The organism is Streptococcus sp. HMSC061E03 (genome assembly GCF_001813505.1).
Classification (GTDB): Bacteria; Bacillota; Bacilli; order Lactobacillales; family Streptococcaceae; genus Streptococcus.
Genome location: NZ_KV812801.1, coordinates 67,791 through 81,453, shown reverse-complemented (window position 1 = coordinate 81,453; position 13,663 = coordinate 67,791). Strand labels below are relative to the sequence as shown.

At 40.6% G+C, this 13,663-nt stretch carries 16 protein-coding genes; 1 reads left to right on the top strand and 15 read right to left on the bottom strand.

What is annotated here, in order from left to right; genetic code table 11:
- Positions 1-212: 212 nt before the first annotated feature.
- From HMPREF2917_RS09265 to HMPREF2917_RS09195, 15 genes are all read right to left on the bottom strand, one after another.
- A complete protein-coding gene (locus HMPREF2917_RS09265) occupies positions 213-2,342 on the bottom strand; it encodes an AAA family ATPase (RefSeq protein WP_023919529.1) in 2,130 nt (709 codons plus the stop codon).
- A gap of 354 nt (positions 2,343-2,696) precedes the next feature.
- Positions 2,697-2,996, bottom strand: coding sequence for a hypothetical protein (locus tag HMPREF2917_RS09260; protein ID WP_070590413.1), 300 nt, complete (start codon positions 2,994-2,996; stop codon positions 2,697-2,699).
- An 18-nt stretch (positions 2,997-3,014) separates the two neighbouring features.
- Positions 3,015-3,395: a type III secretion protein gene (locus tag HMPREF2917_RS09255; RefSeq protein WP_070590411.1), complete on the bottom strand. Its 381-nt coding sequence runs from the start codon at positions 3,393-3,395 to the stop codon at positions 3,015-3,017.
- Entirely contained in the window at positions 3,374-4,990 is a 1,617-nt protein-coding gene (locus tag HMPREF2917_RS09250) for an alpha/beta hydrolase family protein (protein ID WP_070590407.1), read from the bottom strand. The genes HMPREF2917_RS09255 and HMPREF2917_RS09250 overlap by 22 nt, the downstream gene beginning before the upstream one ends.
- Position 4,991: 1 nt before the next feature.
- Positions 4,992-5,378, bottom strand: a complete 387-nt coding sequence (locus tag HMPREF2917_RS09245; RefSeq protein WP_003013650.1) for a DUF1310 family protein — start codon at positions 5,376-5,378, stop codon at positions 4,992-4,994.
- A gap of 166 nt (positions 5,379-5,544) precedes the next feature.
- Positions 5,545-5,934: a DUF1310 family protein gene (locus HMPREF2917_RS09240; protein ID WP_070590405.1), complete on the bottom strand. Its 390-nt coding sequence runs from the start codon at positions 5,932-5,934 to the stop codon at positions 5,545-5,547.
- 14 nt (positions 5,935-5,948) lie between these two features.
- Positions 5,949-6,356, bottom strand: a complete 408-nt coding sequence (locus HMPREF2917_RS09235) for a DUF1310 family protein (RefSeq protein WP_070590402.1) — start codon at positions 6,354-6,356, stop codon at positions 5,949-5,951.
- Positions 6,357-6,377: 21 nt separating this feature from the next.
- Positions 6,378-6,776, bottom strand: coding sequence for a DUF1310 family protein (locus tag HMPREF2917_RS09230; RefSeq protein ID WP_070590398.1), 399 nt, complete (start codon positions 6,774-6,776; stop codon positions 6,378-6,380).
- A 108-nt stretch (positions 6,777-6,884) separates the two neighbouring features.
- Positions 6,885-7,649 carry an amino acid ABC transporter ATP-binding protein gene (locus tag HMPREF2917_RS09225; protein ID WP_003016067.1) on the bottom strand — a complete coding sequence of 255 codons (765 nt, stop codon included), beginning with the start codon at positions 7,647-7,649 and terminating at the stop codon, positions 6,885-6,887.
- 19 nt (positions 7,650-7,668) lie between these two features.
- A complete protein-coding gene (locus HMPREF2917_RS09220) occupies positions 7,669-8,355 on the bottom strand; it encodes an amino acid ABC transporter permease (RefSeq protein WP_013904552.1) in 687 nt (228 codons plus the stop codon).
- 3 nt (positions 8,356-8,358) lie between these two features.
- Positions 8,359-9,051 carry an amino acid ABC transporter permease gene (locus HMPREF2917_RS09215; RefSeq protein WP_003004525.1) on the bottom strand — a complete coding sequence of 231 codons (693 nt, stop codon included), beginning with the start codon at positions 9,049-9,051 and terminating at the stop codon, positions 8,359-8,361.
- A 66-nt stretch (positions 9,052-9,117) separates the two neighbouring features.
- Complete coding sequence (locus HMPREF2917_RS09210; RefSeq protein ID WP_003004175.1) at positions 9,118-9,996, bottom strand: transporter substrate-binding domain-containing protein; 879 nt, start codon at positions 9,994-9,996, stop codon at positions 9,118-9,120.
- 27 nt (positions 9,997-10,023) lie between these two features.
- On the bottom strand, positions 10,024-11,025 hold the full coding sequence (locus tag HMPREF2917_RS09205) for a uroporphyrinogen decarboxylase family protein (RefSeq protein ID WP_070590395.1): 1,002 nt from the start codon (positions 11,023-11,025) through the stop codon (positions 10,024-10,026).
- 98 nt (positions 11,026-11,123) lie between these two features.
- Complete coding sequence (locus HMPREF2917_RS09200) at positions 11,124-11,324, bottom strand: hypothetical protein (RefSeq protein ID WP_070590392.1); 201 nt, start codon at positions 11,322-11,324, stop codon at positions 11,124-11,126.
- A 17-nt stretch (positions 11,325-11,341) separates the two neighbouring features.
- On the bottom strand, positions 11,342-12,343 hold the full coding sequence (locus tag HMPREF2917_RS09195; RefSeq protein ID WP_070590389.1) for a uroporphyrinogen decarboxylase family protein: 1,002 nt from the start codon (positions 12,341-12,343) through the stop codon (positions 11,342-11,344).
- 435 nt (positions 12,344-12,778) lie between these two features.
- On the opposite strand from HMPREF2917_RS09195, the gene HMPREF2917_RS09190 reads away from it, so the two are divergent.
- The gene (locus HMPREF2917_RS09190) at positions 12,779-13,636 is read left to right on the top strand and encodes a 5'-nucleotidase, lipoprotein e(P4) family (protein ID WP_049491025.1); all 858 of its coding nucleotides are present in this window, start codon (positions 12,779-12,781) and stop codon (positions 13,634-13,636) included.
- The last annotated feature ends 27 nt before the right edge of the window (positions 13,637-13,663 follow it).

The following is a 13,663-nucleotide window of genomic DNA, read 5'->3' as shown; positions in this document are numbered from 1 at the left end:
CTCAAATTTTATTCTTGTATAGATTATATACTTATTTTCTTTATTTATTAATAATTTTGCTCAAATTGGATTAATTTCACTAATTATTGATGTTTTTTTAGCCCAAATAGGAGGATTTTGGCCTTATACGGCGAATAATTTCCCCCAGGTGGGAAGAAAAAATAAAGACTGCTATATGATAGCAGCCTCTATTTTTCACAAACTAATTCGCCTTAGTCTGCTTGTTTATCAGTGTTTTCTTCCTTCTTTGTGTCTTTTTCTCTGATCACAAGGACACCATCTTCCATGTCAGCTTCAAGATGTTTGGCATCCAAGTTATCCAAGTGGAAGTCTGTGACTTTGTCACGGATTTGTTGTTCAACTACCCGACGGAGTGGACGAACACCCATCACTTCATCATAACCTTCTTCAGTCATGTATTCTTTAGCTGCATCGCTCACTGCCAAGTCGATTTCTTTCTTAGAAAGGGTCTTATTGACATCTACCAACATCAAATCAACAATCTTAGAAAGGTCTTCCTTGCTCAAGTGTGAGAATTCAATAACAGCGTTGAAACGGTTCAAGAATTCTGGACGGAAGTAAGGTTTCAAACGATCCATGAGTTCTGGTTTATCCGCATCTTCTGTCAAGTTGGCTTCGTAACCAAAGCCAGCGTTTGAAGTGGCGATAATCACAGTGTTCTTGAAGTTGACCGTGTTCCCTTGACCATCTGTCAAACGACCATCATCCAAGACTTGAAGGAGAAGGGTGATCACTTGAGGATCTGCCTTTTCAATTTCGTCAAGAAGGACGATTGAGTAAGGGTTACGGCGAACACGTTCTGTCAAAGTATTGCTATTGTCATCATAACCAACATAACCAGCTGTTGTACCAATCAATTTAGAAACGGCTGTGCGGTCGCTGTATTCTGACATGTCCAAACGGATGATGGCATCTTTGGTACCGAACATATCAAGAGCCAATTGTTTAGCCAACTCAGTCTTACCGACACCAGTAGGACCTACAAAGAGGAAGCTACCGATTGGACGGTTCCCTTCGTCAAATCCTGCACGGTTCCGACGGATAGCACGTGCCACTGCTTCAACGGCTTTATCTTGACCGATAACCTTAGTTTGCAAACGGTGACCCATATCTTTCAACCGTTCGATATCAGTTGCACCCATTTGTGATACTGGAATACCCGTCATCCGTTCTACAGATTCAGCCACATCGTTGATTGTCGCTGTTACTTTATGGTCTTCCGTATGGTTTTCAATTTTCTTTTCAAGTTCTTCGATACGAACTTTTGCTTTCAAAGCTGCTTCGTAATCTTCTTTAGCTGCAGCTTCTTCTTGTTTGGTTTTTTCTTCTTCAATTTCATGTTCCACAGCATGAACATCCGTTACTGGATGTTGGGCTGCCAAGTGAGCAGCTGTCACATCGACCAAGTCAATGGCCTTATCAGGCAAGCTACGTTGTGGAATGTATTGGATCGAATAATCAACTGCTGCTTTCAAAACTTCATCTGGCAAGATGACATTGTGGTGTTTTTCATAAAGATCACGGATCCCTTGGAGAATCTTGAAAGTATCTTCAGCTGATGGAGCATTGACCTTCACTTCGTTGAAACGACGAGCAAGAGCCGCATTCTTCAAGATAGTGTTACGGTATTCATCTTGAGTAGTTGCCCCAATGACTGTCAATTCCCCACGTGAAAGGGCAGGTTTGATAATATCCGCAAGACCTTTAGAACCTTGACCATCACCTGTGCTACCTGCACCAAGAATTTGATGGATTTCATCAAAGAAGAGAATAACATTTCCCATAGCCTTGACTTCTTGGATCAGATTTTGAATATTTTCTTCAAAGCTACCACGGTATTGCGTACCAGCTTCTAGACCAGAAATATCAATCGAGATGATTTCTTTGTTCTTGATAGCAGCCGGAACATCCCCGTTCACAATAGCTTGTGCCAGACCTTCTACAACTGCTGTTTTACCAACACCAGCATCCCCTACAAGAACAGGATTGTTCTTGGTACGACGAGACAAGATTTCAGCAGTTTCTTGAATTTCTTTATTACGTCCGATGACCGGATCCAATTTTCCTTCACGAGCTTCTTCGGTCAAGTTGCGACCAAGTTTTGCAAGGATCCCATCTTGTTTCATTCCTTTACCTTGATGGTGTTGCACTTGCTCGCTTCCTTCATTTGGAAGTTGACCAGTTTGGCGGTAAATAGCGAATTCTTCTGGTGTCACTTCACGACCGTTGATCATGTAGCGACGGCTTTCAGAACGAAAACCACCCATGTTTCCCATTAGTTGATTGAAAAGATCATCCATATTGTTAAAGTTGTTATTCATATTGTATACCTCTAATTTACATAATTTTAATTCATTCTTGAAAATTAGCAGACCAATTGGCTGCTGTTTGATTGTTTACATAATTTTAATTTATTTATTTAATAATAGCCCTACAGGCTAACAGTTTCTATTTTCCTTTTATCAATTAGTTGTCTTAATTCTGGAAATAGCATATCACCATCTCCTTTCCACTATTGATCTTGTAAACCAGTAGGTTTTTCAACCTCTTTTTGTTTACATAAATTATTATAACGTAGACTGATTTCTTTGTCAACACTTTTTTACATAATTTTTAAAATTTATTAAAAAAATCTGGAGTCACTCCAGATTCCATATTTAAATAGAAGTTCTTGGCTAGATAGATTTAAATTTCCCAGCTTTTTCTTGAATAGCCGTCTGTACATTTTTAGCAAATTGACCCACCATGGACTGATCCAGTTGCTTTCCAACTACCTGGACGCCTTCTTCGGCTACTGTTGTAATCGCCGTCAATCCATCATTGTAACGCTTCTCAACTCCTGCCTTGCAGGTCAATAAAACGGGGGCATAGACAACACGGATTAAATCTTTTTCAAGTTTCTTTCGGCTTTCGATGATCCTCATCTTATCTTTCATATCTAAATCAAAGAAATCTTTAACTGGACTATCACCCATACTTCCTCCTCTTCTATACTATGAAACTTTATCTTGTGCAAACTCCTCTTCCAGTTGGCGTCTATCTTTCCGGTAGGATTGCCATAAATTCTCTTCCTCGATTTCGATCTGTTTTAAGGCTACTTGTGCAGCTTCTCTAGCTTCGAGATCATACTCTTCTATACAGCGATGGAGGGACTCCCATCCACAACTGTTATCAACTTCCTGCTCTTGTAAGAAGGAAGCTGCCATCGCATACTCTTCTTCCAGCATATGGGTGAAGAGTTGCTGTTTTCTTTCTACTAGGCAACGCTTTTCATCTAGCTCCAAGCGCGCTTTTTGGAACTCTCTTTCCAAGTGATCTAGTTTCTTTTCCTTTTTTGAAAGAGTAGATGAAATTAATAAGCTAGTTGTTCCCACTGGTTCATTTCTCCTGCTATTTCTTGATCTTTTGCTTTTAAGAGTTCAATTCCTGCATTCACTTGCTCATTTAAAGCATGGAATTCATTCGATAAGGACTGATATGCAGCCAAACGATTGTCAAACCTTTCTCTTACTTCAGTGACAACTATTTGCCTTGTTGCACCAGCCTGTGCATAGGCCTCTTCTACTTCCGCAAGATTGAGAATGAAGCCTTTCGGAACGGTCTGTAATACTTTCTCCAAAGCTTCTAAATCCGTATCCAGTTGTACCTTAGATTTCTGAGCTTGCTCCATCCCTTCATCCACTACTCGAATCAGCTCATCAGAAGCCAAGCGCGCCTGCAAAGCATCCAGATAGATCCGTTCACTTGAGCTCAGTCCACCACCTGTTTTTTGCAATTTATCCTTTAGGCGATAGTAAACCTTCATCCGCTCTTCAATGATTTCCTTGCGAGTGATGGCTTCCGTTCCCTTTTCAAGAACCAAATTCCCGTCCTTATCATAGATATAACCATGCATCATGTGCTGAAGGCCCGTATTTATCAAATTCTTAGTTTTGAGGTGCTTGACAATCCCACTGGATTCCTTGCTTCCAGAATCCTGATAGCCCAAGCTAACCAAATCTTTATGGTCAATGTGGTTGTAGATTTTGTACTTCAGCGAATCTATACGCACTTTTTGCTCAGGTGTTAAGATAGGATAGGCATTAGGGCCATTATATAGGTGTACGGTCCCAATATGAGAAGCTTCCTCTTCCGTCAAACAGGCAAGCGCATACTGAATATTCATAGAACCCAGAGAGTGACCGTATAGATCGATTTTGGCATTGGGGTATTTTCGGATCACCTCTTTCAAATGAGCTGCAGCATCTTTAAACTGCGGAGGCGGGAAAGTACCTCTATCTTTGTTGTACTCTTTTAAAATGGTAGCCCCAATAAATACTGGAAACTTTGCTTGACTATCAATTAGAATATCCGTTCCCATACCATATAGATTTGCTTTCGCCTCACGATAAGCATTTGTTATTGGATTACTTCTAATACTCTTGACAAAGCTTTTTACATTATTTCCAACATTTTTATCGAGTAAACTAAACGGATAACTAATAAGCTCCGAAATATTAGAATCGGCAGTTTCATCCCTTTTTTTCAAATTCTCCTTAATCTTATCTCTGGTGAATCTTTTCGCATAATCTGTCGCATAGTTCGCCGCTCCATTGGGACCAAGAATGTTAGAAGCAGCAGGCAAATCTGTCTTTACCCAATCCGTAAATGTATCATGGAGTAATTTTTGTGTACTTGTTTCAGTTTCAGATCCCTTCATCAAAACTGTCACGTCATGGATTTGGGCACGTTCTTCATCTGAAGCAGTATAGGGGACTGGATCTTCATTAATTCCCATACCATTATTTGTTAATACAAAAACTTGTTCTTCATTTCCATTGGTACTGTCATATATATGAGAAACGTGACCAATGTACTCTTCATTCTTGGGTCCAATATCGAATTCCCGTCCAACTTTTATATCCTTTTCATACTCAAGTAATGCAGTTTTAACATTTTGTTGATCATTAAAATTTAAATTTTCAGCCATTTCAATTTCCCTTCAGAAGGTCGTTCAATTCCTTTGTTTTACCATAGTATGTCTCTTCATACTTACCAGTAACTGAATCTTCTTGTATAGTTGTACTTAACAATAAATTTTCATTGTCATTGATAATGATTTTGATCATAAGCCCTCCCATCGGATTATAATCTAAATCATCTTTAGAAATTTTATATGATTTTATTTTTCCTTCTGGAGTAAGAGCTTTAGGGTCTAATTTTTTCAACATATTTTCAATCGCCACTTTCATCTTCGTACTCTCTGCAATTTGAATCATTTCTTGTTTTTTGGCAGATTGTCCATTAAAAAAGCTACAGCCTCCTAAGCTCAAGCTAAATACTACCATTATCAACACAATTAATTTACTTTTTTTCATTTCTTCCCATTTCTTTCTCTAGTTTTCTTAAAATTTATTATACAAAATTCCATCAACGTCTGAAATGTTACTTTTGTTAAAAAACATTGCCAAAAGGTTACAAGCACTACATATTGATGTAACATACTTGGCCCAATGAATAAATTCTATAAAATAGATGAGGTTGCTATTGCTTGTCTCTTTCTATTAATTTCGTTAATTCTTTAGGCGTTCCTGATGTGGCAACAAGATATTCTCCTGAATCCTCTTCTATGACCGTCATATCAATCGTCAACCGATCATCCCTATTAATGACAATTTCGACAATAATTCCTTCCATTGGATTATATTTTAATTTATCTTTTAAAATTCTATAAGACTTTATTTTCCCATTTGGAGTTAATGCCTCTGGATCCAGATTTTTTAAATAGCTTTCAATTGCTACTTTCATCTTCTGACTCTCTGCGATTTGAATCATTTCTCGTTTCTTTGTAGATTGTCCTGTAATAAGACTACATCCTCCTAGAAGTAGCCCTGACAAAATCATGATTACGGCCACACTGTATCTTTTTTTCATTCTCTAGCAAGTCCTTATTTAGCATTTACTAATTTCTTGGATAATTCCCCTGAAATGACTACTCCATTCTGTTCCAGATGCCCATCAGCCTCCTGGGTTAGAGTTGTCGTAATGGTTAAATTCTTATCCTCGTTAATCACCATTTCTACCGTCAATCCTCCCATAGGGTGATATCTCAGCCGGTGGGTATTAATTTTATATGACTTCACAATTCCCTCTGCTGTCAAGGCATGGGGATCTTCTTGTCTCAATATATTTTCGAGAACTCTTTTTGATTGCTTACTCTCTGCAATCTCTAGCATTTCTCTTCGTTGCTCTGATCGTCTAGTAATAACACTACATCCTCCTAGGCACAAAGTGATTAGCAATAACCATAACGTCCATCTTATTTTAGTGTTCCTATTTTCCTTTGATGCTTCCATGAACGGCTCCACTGAATGAGTTTATTTCCCAGCCTCTTCTGCTTCACTTAACAGATCACTTAATTTTGCTGAAATACCGTAACTACCTGCTTCAAACTGTCCTGAATCTTTCATTTGAACAGTCGTATCGATCGTTAACTTTTTATCGCCATTTTTAACGAGAGTGACATTCATCCCTCCCATTGGATTGTATTCCAATTCACCTTTTATCAGGGTATAGGAGTGAATGACTCCTTCTGAAGTGAAAGCTTTCGGATCGATACTGATTAACAAGTGTTTTATCGCTCGCTCCATTTTCGTGCTTTCTGCGATCTGAATCATTTCCCTTCTCTCAGCAGCTTTATCCGTAAATAGACTGCAACCTCCTAGAAACAAAGTCAGTAAAAATAGTAGCATTAATCGTTGTTTTTTATCAGTCATATGTTCCCTCTCACTTATATTATTCGTAATGATTTTTAAAAAATGACCCAATTTTTAAAAATTTTTTCCAGAATCCAAAAAACACACCCTTACTGGGTGTGTCTCTTGTTAAATCATGTATTCGACGCTATAAGTGGCATCGGATAAAATCCGTGAAAGGAATTGTTTGGTTCGCTCTTCCTTTGGACTATTAAAGAATTCATGCGGTTCATTTTCTTCGATGATGTGTCCGCCATCCATAAAGATAACGTGGTTGGCCACATCACGCGCAAAGCCCATCTCATGGGTTACGACAACCATGGTCACTCCTTCTTGGGCCAATTGCTTCATGACATCTAAGACGTCACCAACCAACTCTGGGTCTAGCGCTGAAGTCGGCTCGTCCAGCAAGATCACGTCTGGTTTCACTGCGATGGCACGCGCGATTCCGATCCGTTGCTGCTGGCCACCTGACAATTGAGAAGGATAGTAATCCTTGTAAGCGAGGAGACCAACTTTTTCAAGGGCTGATTCTGCCCGTTGGATGGCTTCTTCTTTTGGAATCTTACGAGCTACAACCAGGCCTTCTAAGATATTTTCAAGCGCTGTTTTGTTGGCAAAGAGATTATAATGCTGGAAGACAAAGGCTGTCTTTTGGCGGATTTCTAGAATCTCTTTTTTGCTAAGTTTTGAGAGGTCGTACTCTTTTCCACCCAGGGTGAGGTGCCCTGTATCTGCCTTTTCCAAGTGATTGAGGCAGCGAAGGAAGGTTGTTTTTCCTGATCCAGATGGACCCAAAATAACGACGACATCCCCTTGGTTGACCTTGAGATTGACATCTACCAGGACCTGGTGGTCCTTAAATTTTTTCGATACGTGTTCTACTTCTAACATCTTCTTATTTCTCCTTCTTCTATGCGAGTGTCAGGCGTTTTTCTAAGCGATTGAATCCCCATTGAATCACCCCACAAATGACAATATAAAGAATAAAAATCACTAGATAGGATTCAAAATATTGATAGCCATAAGAGGCTTCGACCTTGGCAATGGCGGTGATATCCTTGATGGTCATGACAAAGACAAGGGAGGTTCCTTTGACCAAGTTGATAACTAAGTTACACAAATTGGGAAGGGCTGAACGCAAGGCTTGTGGAAAAACAATGCGGATATAGGCTTGGCGATTGGTCAAACCAATGGCTTGCGCTGCTTCTAGCTGGCCCTTATCCACCGTCAGAATGGCTGACCGGAGAATTTCAGCCAGACTCCCTGTTGTCATCAAGCTAAAGATGATAAAGGCATAGTAAATGGGATTGATCTCAAAGACATTAAAGTGACTGCCAATACTCTTAAAAAAGCTATTTAAGAGGCTGGGAAAGAGACTATAAAAGAAGAGAATCAAGAGAATCGGAGGCGTCGCGCGGATAAAGGCTAAGTAAATCACTGAGAAACTGCGAACACCTTTGACCTTATAAATCTGACCGAGTGCTAAAAAGAGGGCCGGAAAAAAACTCAAGAGAATCGATACGACCATGATCAGAAGGGTCACTGGAACACCACCCAAGGTGGCTAGAAATGCTTTACTAATAAAATTGAAATCCATAAGCTACCTTTCTGTTACACTGAGTCGTTTCTCAAGGAGTTGAGCGGAGAAGGAGATCACAAGGGCAATTCCCCAGTAGATCACTGCGACGGCTGTATACGTTTCGAGGGAATAATTCCCAAGATTGCGGCTGATCAAGTTGTTGCCTGCTCCCATGATATCGATAAAGCCAATGGTATAAGCCAAAGCGGCATCGCGCATGAGGTTCAAGATGGCAGTCGTCATATTGGGAAGAGCCACGCGAAAGGCTTGGGGAAGGACAATTCGCCAAATGGTTTGAGCTGGCGTCAAGCCGATACTCAAGCCCGCTTCCATCTGACCTTTTGGAATGGCCAAATAGGCTGCCTTGAAGACCTCAGAGATCATAGCGGCAAAGAGAAGAAACATGGCAACAAGGACAAAGACAAACTTGGACCAGTGGTCAATGTCAATGCCCAACCACCAGTTCAAAAATTGGGGAAGTCCATAAAAGACCAAAAAGAGCAAGACAATCGGAGGGGTACAACGCAAAGTAAAGACATAACCTTTTGCCAGACCTGCTCCTACCTTATCTTCTGATACTTGTGCCCAGGTCAAAACCAAGCCAAATGCAGAACCGAGAACCGTCGTTAACACCATCAAAGCTAGGGTCGCTGGTAGAGCTTGGACCAAGGTTGGAAGAAATGACCAGACCTTGGAAATGTCGTATGAGACCATGTTTCTTTTCCTTTCTGTATCCGTATAGAAATAAGGAAGCTGGGGCTATACGCACCCAGTTTCATCTTATTTCTCTTTATCTACATAACTGAAGACATCTTCACCGAAATATTTTTTCGACAATTTAGCAAGTGTGCCATCTTTTTCTAATTCTTTGATAGCCTTGCTGTATGCTTCCGCAAATTTTTCGTTTTTCTTATCCTTATGGATCAATGGGTAAGTTGGAATTCCTTTGTAGGCAAACCAGCTCAGTTTGTCCGCATATTGGTGGTAAGAACCATCTTTATCTGTGACAGCTTTTTCAAAGGAAAGTTTGATGTCAAAGAAGGCATCGTAACGTCCTTCAAGAACCCAAGCATAGGCATCTGCGACTTTGAAAGATTCCGCAGCTGTTAATTCGATTTGTTGGTCCTTATGCTTTTCATTGTATTCTTTAATAACATTCCACTGCGCATTTTGTGGTGAAATTGGAACCAATTTTCCTTTTTCTTTAGCGAAGTCATCGATGTTCTTGTATTTATTCGCATCTTCTTTCCGTACGGTAAATCCGATGATACTTGCTCCGATTGGTTCTTTTGGAATGATAAATTTCTTGGCACGTTCTTCGGTATACCAAGCTCCTTTGGTTCCGATATCGTATTTACCAGATTCTAGACCGATCAAGAGATCGTCATCACTTGTTCCAGTGTACTCAAACTTGTAGTCTGGTAGTTTTTCGTCAATGGCTTTGAGAACGGCTACTTCATAGCCATCTGATTCTCCTTTTTCATCAACGAAATCATACGGTACATAGTTTTGAGTGTGGGCTACTTTCAAGGTTGTCACCTTGTTCGATCCTGTTGAGCCCTTGCTGTCGTTTGCATGGTTCAAGCTCCGTCCAAGAATGGTTGCTCCTGCAATGGCAAGTACTGCCACCCCACCGATAATCCATGTTTTTTTACTCATACTCTGTTCTCCCTCTTTCTATTTTCCTTATTCTGCTGCAGCTTCACGAACCCATTCGATTCGTTCTTCATCAATGTCACTTGGAATGGTACAATCGGCACCGATGACCAAGCCTGTGGTTCCTGTTTCTTCGATGATGCGTTTGGTTTCTGTTTGGATCGCAGCCTTATCTCCTGTGTAGAGAAGACCATTTTTACCATTTTCAAAGCCACCAAGAACCGTGCGTCCACCGAAGATTTCGCGTCCTTCTGCTAGGCTGATTCCTTCTGGTCCGACTGCCCAGTTAATGACTTGGGCTGGGTAGTCTGTGAAGAGATGGATATCATTGCGAGCTCCTTCGTAGCCACAGATATGAAGAATATTTACGCCACCGGCTTCATTGGCCGCCTCTAAGACATGGAGTTCACTCGGTGCAATAATGTTTTTATAGACTTCTTGTGTAACCCGCGCATCTTGGATACTTTGAACACTGAGGTAGATCCCGTCTGCTCCTGCTTCTTTAATAATTCGTTGGCTCAAACTTGCAATATCTTGGCCAATTGTATCCAATACTTTTTTAAGAGTTGCTGCATCTTGATCGATAAAGTTGGCGATCAAGTCATCTCCTCCTGAAACTTCTCCGACCAACCATTTGAAGTAGGTCACTGGAGCAAAGATATTGTAGATAGCCACAATGTCTTCTTCAAAACCGGCACGGATTTTTTTAACGAGCTCTACTTGCTCTGTGATCCATGGATGATCTGCTCCGAGTGGTTCAATCCCTGCTAAGTCAGAGATATTTTCAAGGCCTTTGTGAATGGCTGGATTTGGATAAGCAAAGTAACCATCACTCATGAGTTTGACAAAGTCTGGTTTGACCTTGTGAAGGAAGTTTTTATGGCCATTGAGGTTTTTTTCAATAATTTCCGGATTTGAAAATCCTTTCAACCATTCTTCTTCTGTTGTAAAATGATGCCAAAATCCAACTGGCACACGGTCGACTGCTTCTCCTTTAAAAGCTTTTAAGACTAATTCTCTTTTTGATGACATGTTCTTACCTCGTTCTATCTTTTCTTGTTTGTTATCTTATCACTTCAATGATGCTTTGACTAATATATATTTTTTATCAAGCTCTTCATCTTTTTTTATCACTGATCTTCGAGAAGAAGAATTCCTGCTAGATCAGACGGGCGAAGGAGGGAGAGGCTATGAGCTGGAATCTTCTCCAGTCTTGCCATATCTGGATCTTTTTTTGCTTTCCCCTGACTACTTGCTAGAGCAGCTTTACTAAGCCCTAGAAGCAAAAACAAAACGGTTACCACGATACACCATACATTGATCTTTTTCATCTCCCTCTCCTTTCTTCTTACAACACAGCTGCTTGACGTACCCAATCTAAGCGTTCCAATTGGAAATCATCTGGCACAGTACAGTCTGCTCCAAGGATCAAACCGCGGCTTCCAGCTTCTGCCACCAAGCGACGCGTTTCTTGCTCGATCGCTTCTCGTTCCCCTTGGTAGAGCAAGCCTTTCTTGCCATTGACAAAGCCACCCAAAACGGCGCGATTGCCGAAAAGTTTACGACCTGCGGCTAGACTAAGGCCTTCATGATGGGTCGCCCAGTTAATGACTTGAGCTGGATAATCCTTGAAGAGTTCCACTTCATTGCTGGCCCCTTCAAAACCACAGATATGAAGGATATTGATGCCTCCCGCTTCATTGGCAGCTTCTAGGACTGCGATGTTACTAGGCTCAATGATCTTACGGTATTCTTCTTGGGTTACGCGCTCATCTTGGACCTGCTGGGTTGAGAAGTAAATCCCTTCAACACCTGCTTCTTGGATTAAGCGGCGACTAAGAATGGCGATATCTCCTGCAATGACATCAAGAACATGGGCCAAGGTTTCTGGATCTTCCTTGATAAAGTCTGCAATCACTTGGTCTCCACGGGATTGATCCGTCCGGAACCAGCGTTTCAAATAAGAAATGGGCGAGAAGATATTGTAGAAAGAAGCAATCTCTTCATGGAAATGGGAACGAATCTCCTTGACCACTTCGATTTGTTTTTCAATCCAAGGATGATGCTCCCCAATCGGTTGAATATCCTTCAATTCTCGGATCGATTTGATCTCTCTCGAATAAAGTGCACTCGGATAGCGGAAGAAGCCATCGCTCATGATCTTGACAAAATCAGGTGAAATTTCTTCTACATAGTGTTGGTGGCCCTTAATACTTTTTTCTACTACAGCCGGATTGTCTAGACCCAATTCTTTTTCTTCTTGGGTCACATAATGGAGCCAAAATCCTACAGGGATTCGCTCTACTGTTTCGCCTCGAATGGCACGAAGAACCAATTCTTTTTTACTCATACTGTACATCCTCCTCAATATTTCTCCAACAGAAAGACTGACTGCTTTCCTTCTGGAATTTGTAACCATGATATCACCTCGAAAAGTAGCTGACTAATATATTTTCCCTATCAAGGCCTTAAAATTTCTTTATTAAAAAAGGTATCAAAAAAACGCAAGTCCTTGAAAATAGGGACTTGCGAGTATCTTTCTCGATTGTTTCATTTTAGAAGAAAAGGGATGCTTTGATGTTTTCTTGATCCGGTTATAGCATAAAACTATACCCATTCTTTTAAAGGAAAAAATAGCATATATTGATGCGAAGAAACCTTTCATAGCAGCATTTTTCCTTCTTTTTTCTTTTCACCGATTTCTAGACACCTTCTTCTCTTTCTTGTCAGGCAAGATTGAAAGGAGTATAATTTTTATAGAATAATTTTAAGGAGTGTACGGTTTATGAAAACAACAAAAACCACCTTTACCATCGTTTCTGCTCTTGCTTCTGTCATTTTACTGACGAGTTGTGGAAGCAACACCACTAAAACGCAAGAGACAAAAGCAAGCAGCACTAAAAATCAGGTAACAATGACCTATGATCAACAGCGCTCACAAGAAAATACCATGTCTGTTCTCTGGTACCAAAAGGCAGCAGAAACCAAGGCTTTGTATTTACAAGGCTACAATGTCGCTACTGACCGTTTGAAAGAGATCCTCCAAACTCCTTCTGATAAGCCTTATTCCATCGTCTTGGATTTGGACGAAACTGTTTTAGACAACAGCCCTTACCAAGTTCAAAACGTCAAAGATGGTACGGCCTTCAATCCTAAAGATTGGGATGTTTGGGTGAAAAAAGCAGCCGCAAAAGCGGTGCCAGGTGCCAAAGATTTTCTTCAATATGCGGATCAAAACGGGGTTCAAATCTACTACATTTCTGACCGTACAAGCTCTCAAGTAGATGATACCATCAAGAACCTTGAAAAAGAAGGCATTCCTGTTCAAGGACGTGACCACCTCATGTTCTTAGAAGATGGCGTCAAATCAAAAGAAGGCCGTCGCCAAGCTGTACAAGAAAAGACCAATCTTGTCTTGCTCTTCGGGGACAACCTGGTTGACTTTGCAGATTTTTCCAAGACCTCTGAAGCTGATCGCGACAAGAAATTGGACGAATTGCAAAAAGAATTTGGTGAAAAATTCATCATCTTCCCAAATCCAATGTATGGATCATGGGAATCTGCTGTTTACCAAGGTAAAAAACTAGATGCCAAGGGACAAACAGAAGAACGCCTCAAAGCCTTGCAAGGTTTTGACAAATAAAGCAAACATCCTCGCTAGGAAAAACCT

Excerpts from the sequence above, each read along its gene's own strand:
- HMPREF2917_RS09265 (WP_023919529.1), bottom strand. The coding sequence starts at position 2,342 with ATGAATAACAACTTTAACAATATGGATGATCTTTTCAATCAACTAATG.
- HMPREF2917_RS09260 (WP_070590413.1), bottom strand. The coding sequence starts at position 2,996 with ATGGGTGATAGTCCAGTTAAAGATTTCTTTGATTTAGATATGAAAGAT.
- HMPREF2917_RS09250 (WP_070590407.1), bottom strand. The coding sequence starts at position 4,990 with ATGGCTGAAAATTTAAATTTTAATGATCAACAAAATGTTAAAACTGCA.
- HMPREF2917_RS09245 (WP_003013650.1), bottom strand. The coding sequence starts at position 5,378 with ATGAAAAAAAGTAAATTAATTGTGTTGATAATGGTAGTATTTAGCTTG.
- HMPREF2917_RS09240 (WP_070590405.1), bottom strand. The coding sequence starts at position 5,934 with ATGAAAAAAAGATACAGTGTGGCCGTAATCATGATTTTGTCAGGGCTA.
- HMPREF2917_RS09235 (WP_070590402.1), bottom strand. The coding sequence starts at position 6,356 with ATGGAAGCATCAAAGGAAAATAGGAACACTAAAATAAGATGGACGTTA.
- HMPREF2917_RS09230 (WP_070590398.1), bottom strand. The coding sequence starts at position 6,776 with ATGACTGATAAAAAACAACGATTAATGCTACTATTTTTACTGACTTTG.
- HMPREF2917_RS09225 (WP_003016067.1), bottom strand. The coding sequence starts at position 7,649 with ATGTTAGAAGTAGAACACGTATCGAAAAAATTTAAGGACCACCAGGTC.
- HMPREF2917_RS09220 (WP_013904552.1), bottom strand. The coding sequence starts at position 8,355 with ATGGATTTCAATTTTATTAGTAAAGCATTTCTAGCCACCTTGGGTGGT.
- HMPREF2917_RS09215 (WP_003004525.1), bottom strand. The coding sequence starts at position 9,051 with ATGGTCTCATACGACATTTCCAAGGTCTGGTCATTTCTTCCAACCTTG.
- HMPREF2917_RS09210 (WP_003004175.1), bottom strand. The coding sequence starts at position 9,996 with ATGAGTAAAAAAACATGGATTATCGGTGGGGTGGCAGTACTTGCCATT.
- HMPREF2917_RS09205 (WP_070590395.1), bottom strand. The coding sequence starts at position 11,025 with ATGTCATCAAAAAGAGAATTAGTCTTAAAAGCTTTTAAAGGAGAAGCA.
- HMPREF2917_RS09200 (WP_070590392.1), bottom strand. The coding sequence starts at position 11,324 with ATGAAAAAGATCAATGTATGGTGTATCGTGGTAACCGTTTTGTTTTTG.
- HMPREF2917_RS09195 (WP_070590389.1), bottom strand. The coding sequence starts at position 12,343 with ATGAGTAAAAAAGAATTGGTTCTTCGTGCCATTCGAGGCGAAACAGTA.
- HMPREF2917_RS09190 (WP_049491025.1), top strand. The coding sequence starts at position 12,779 with ATGAAAACAACAAAAACCACCTTTACCATCGTTTCTGCTCTTGCTTCT.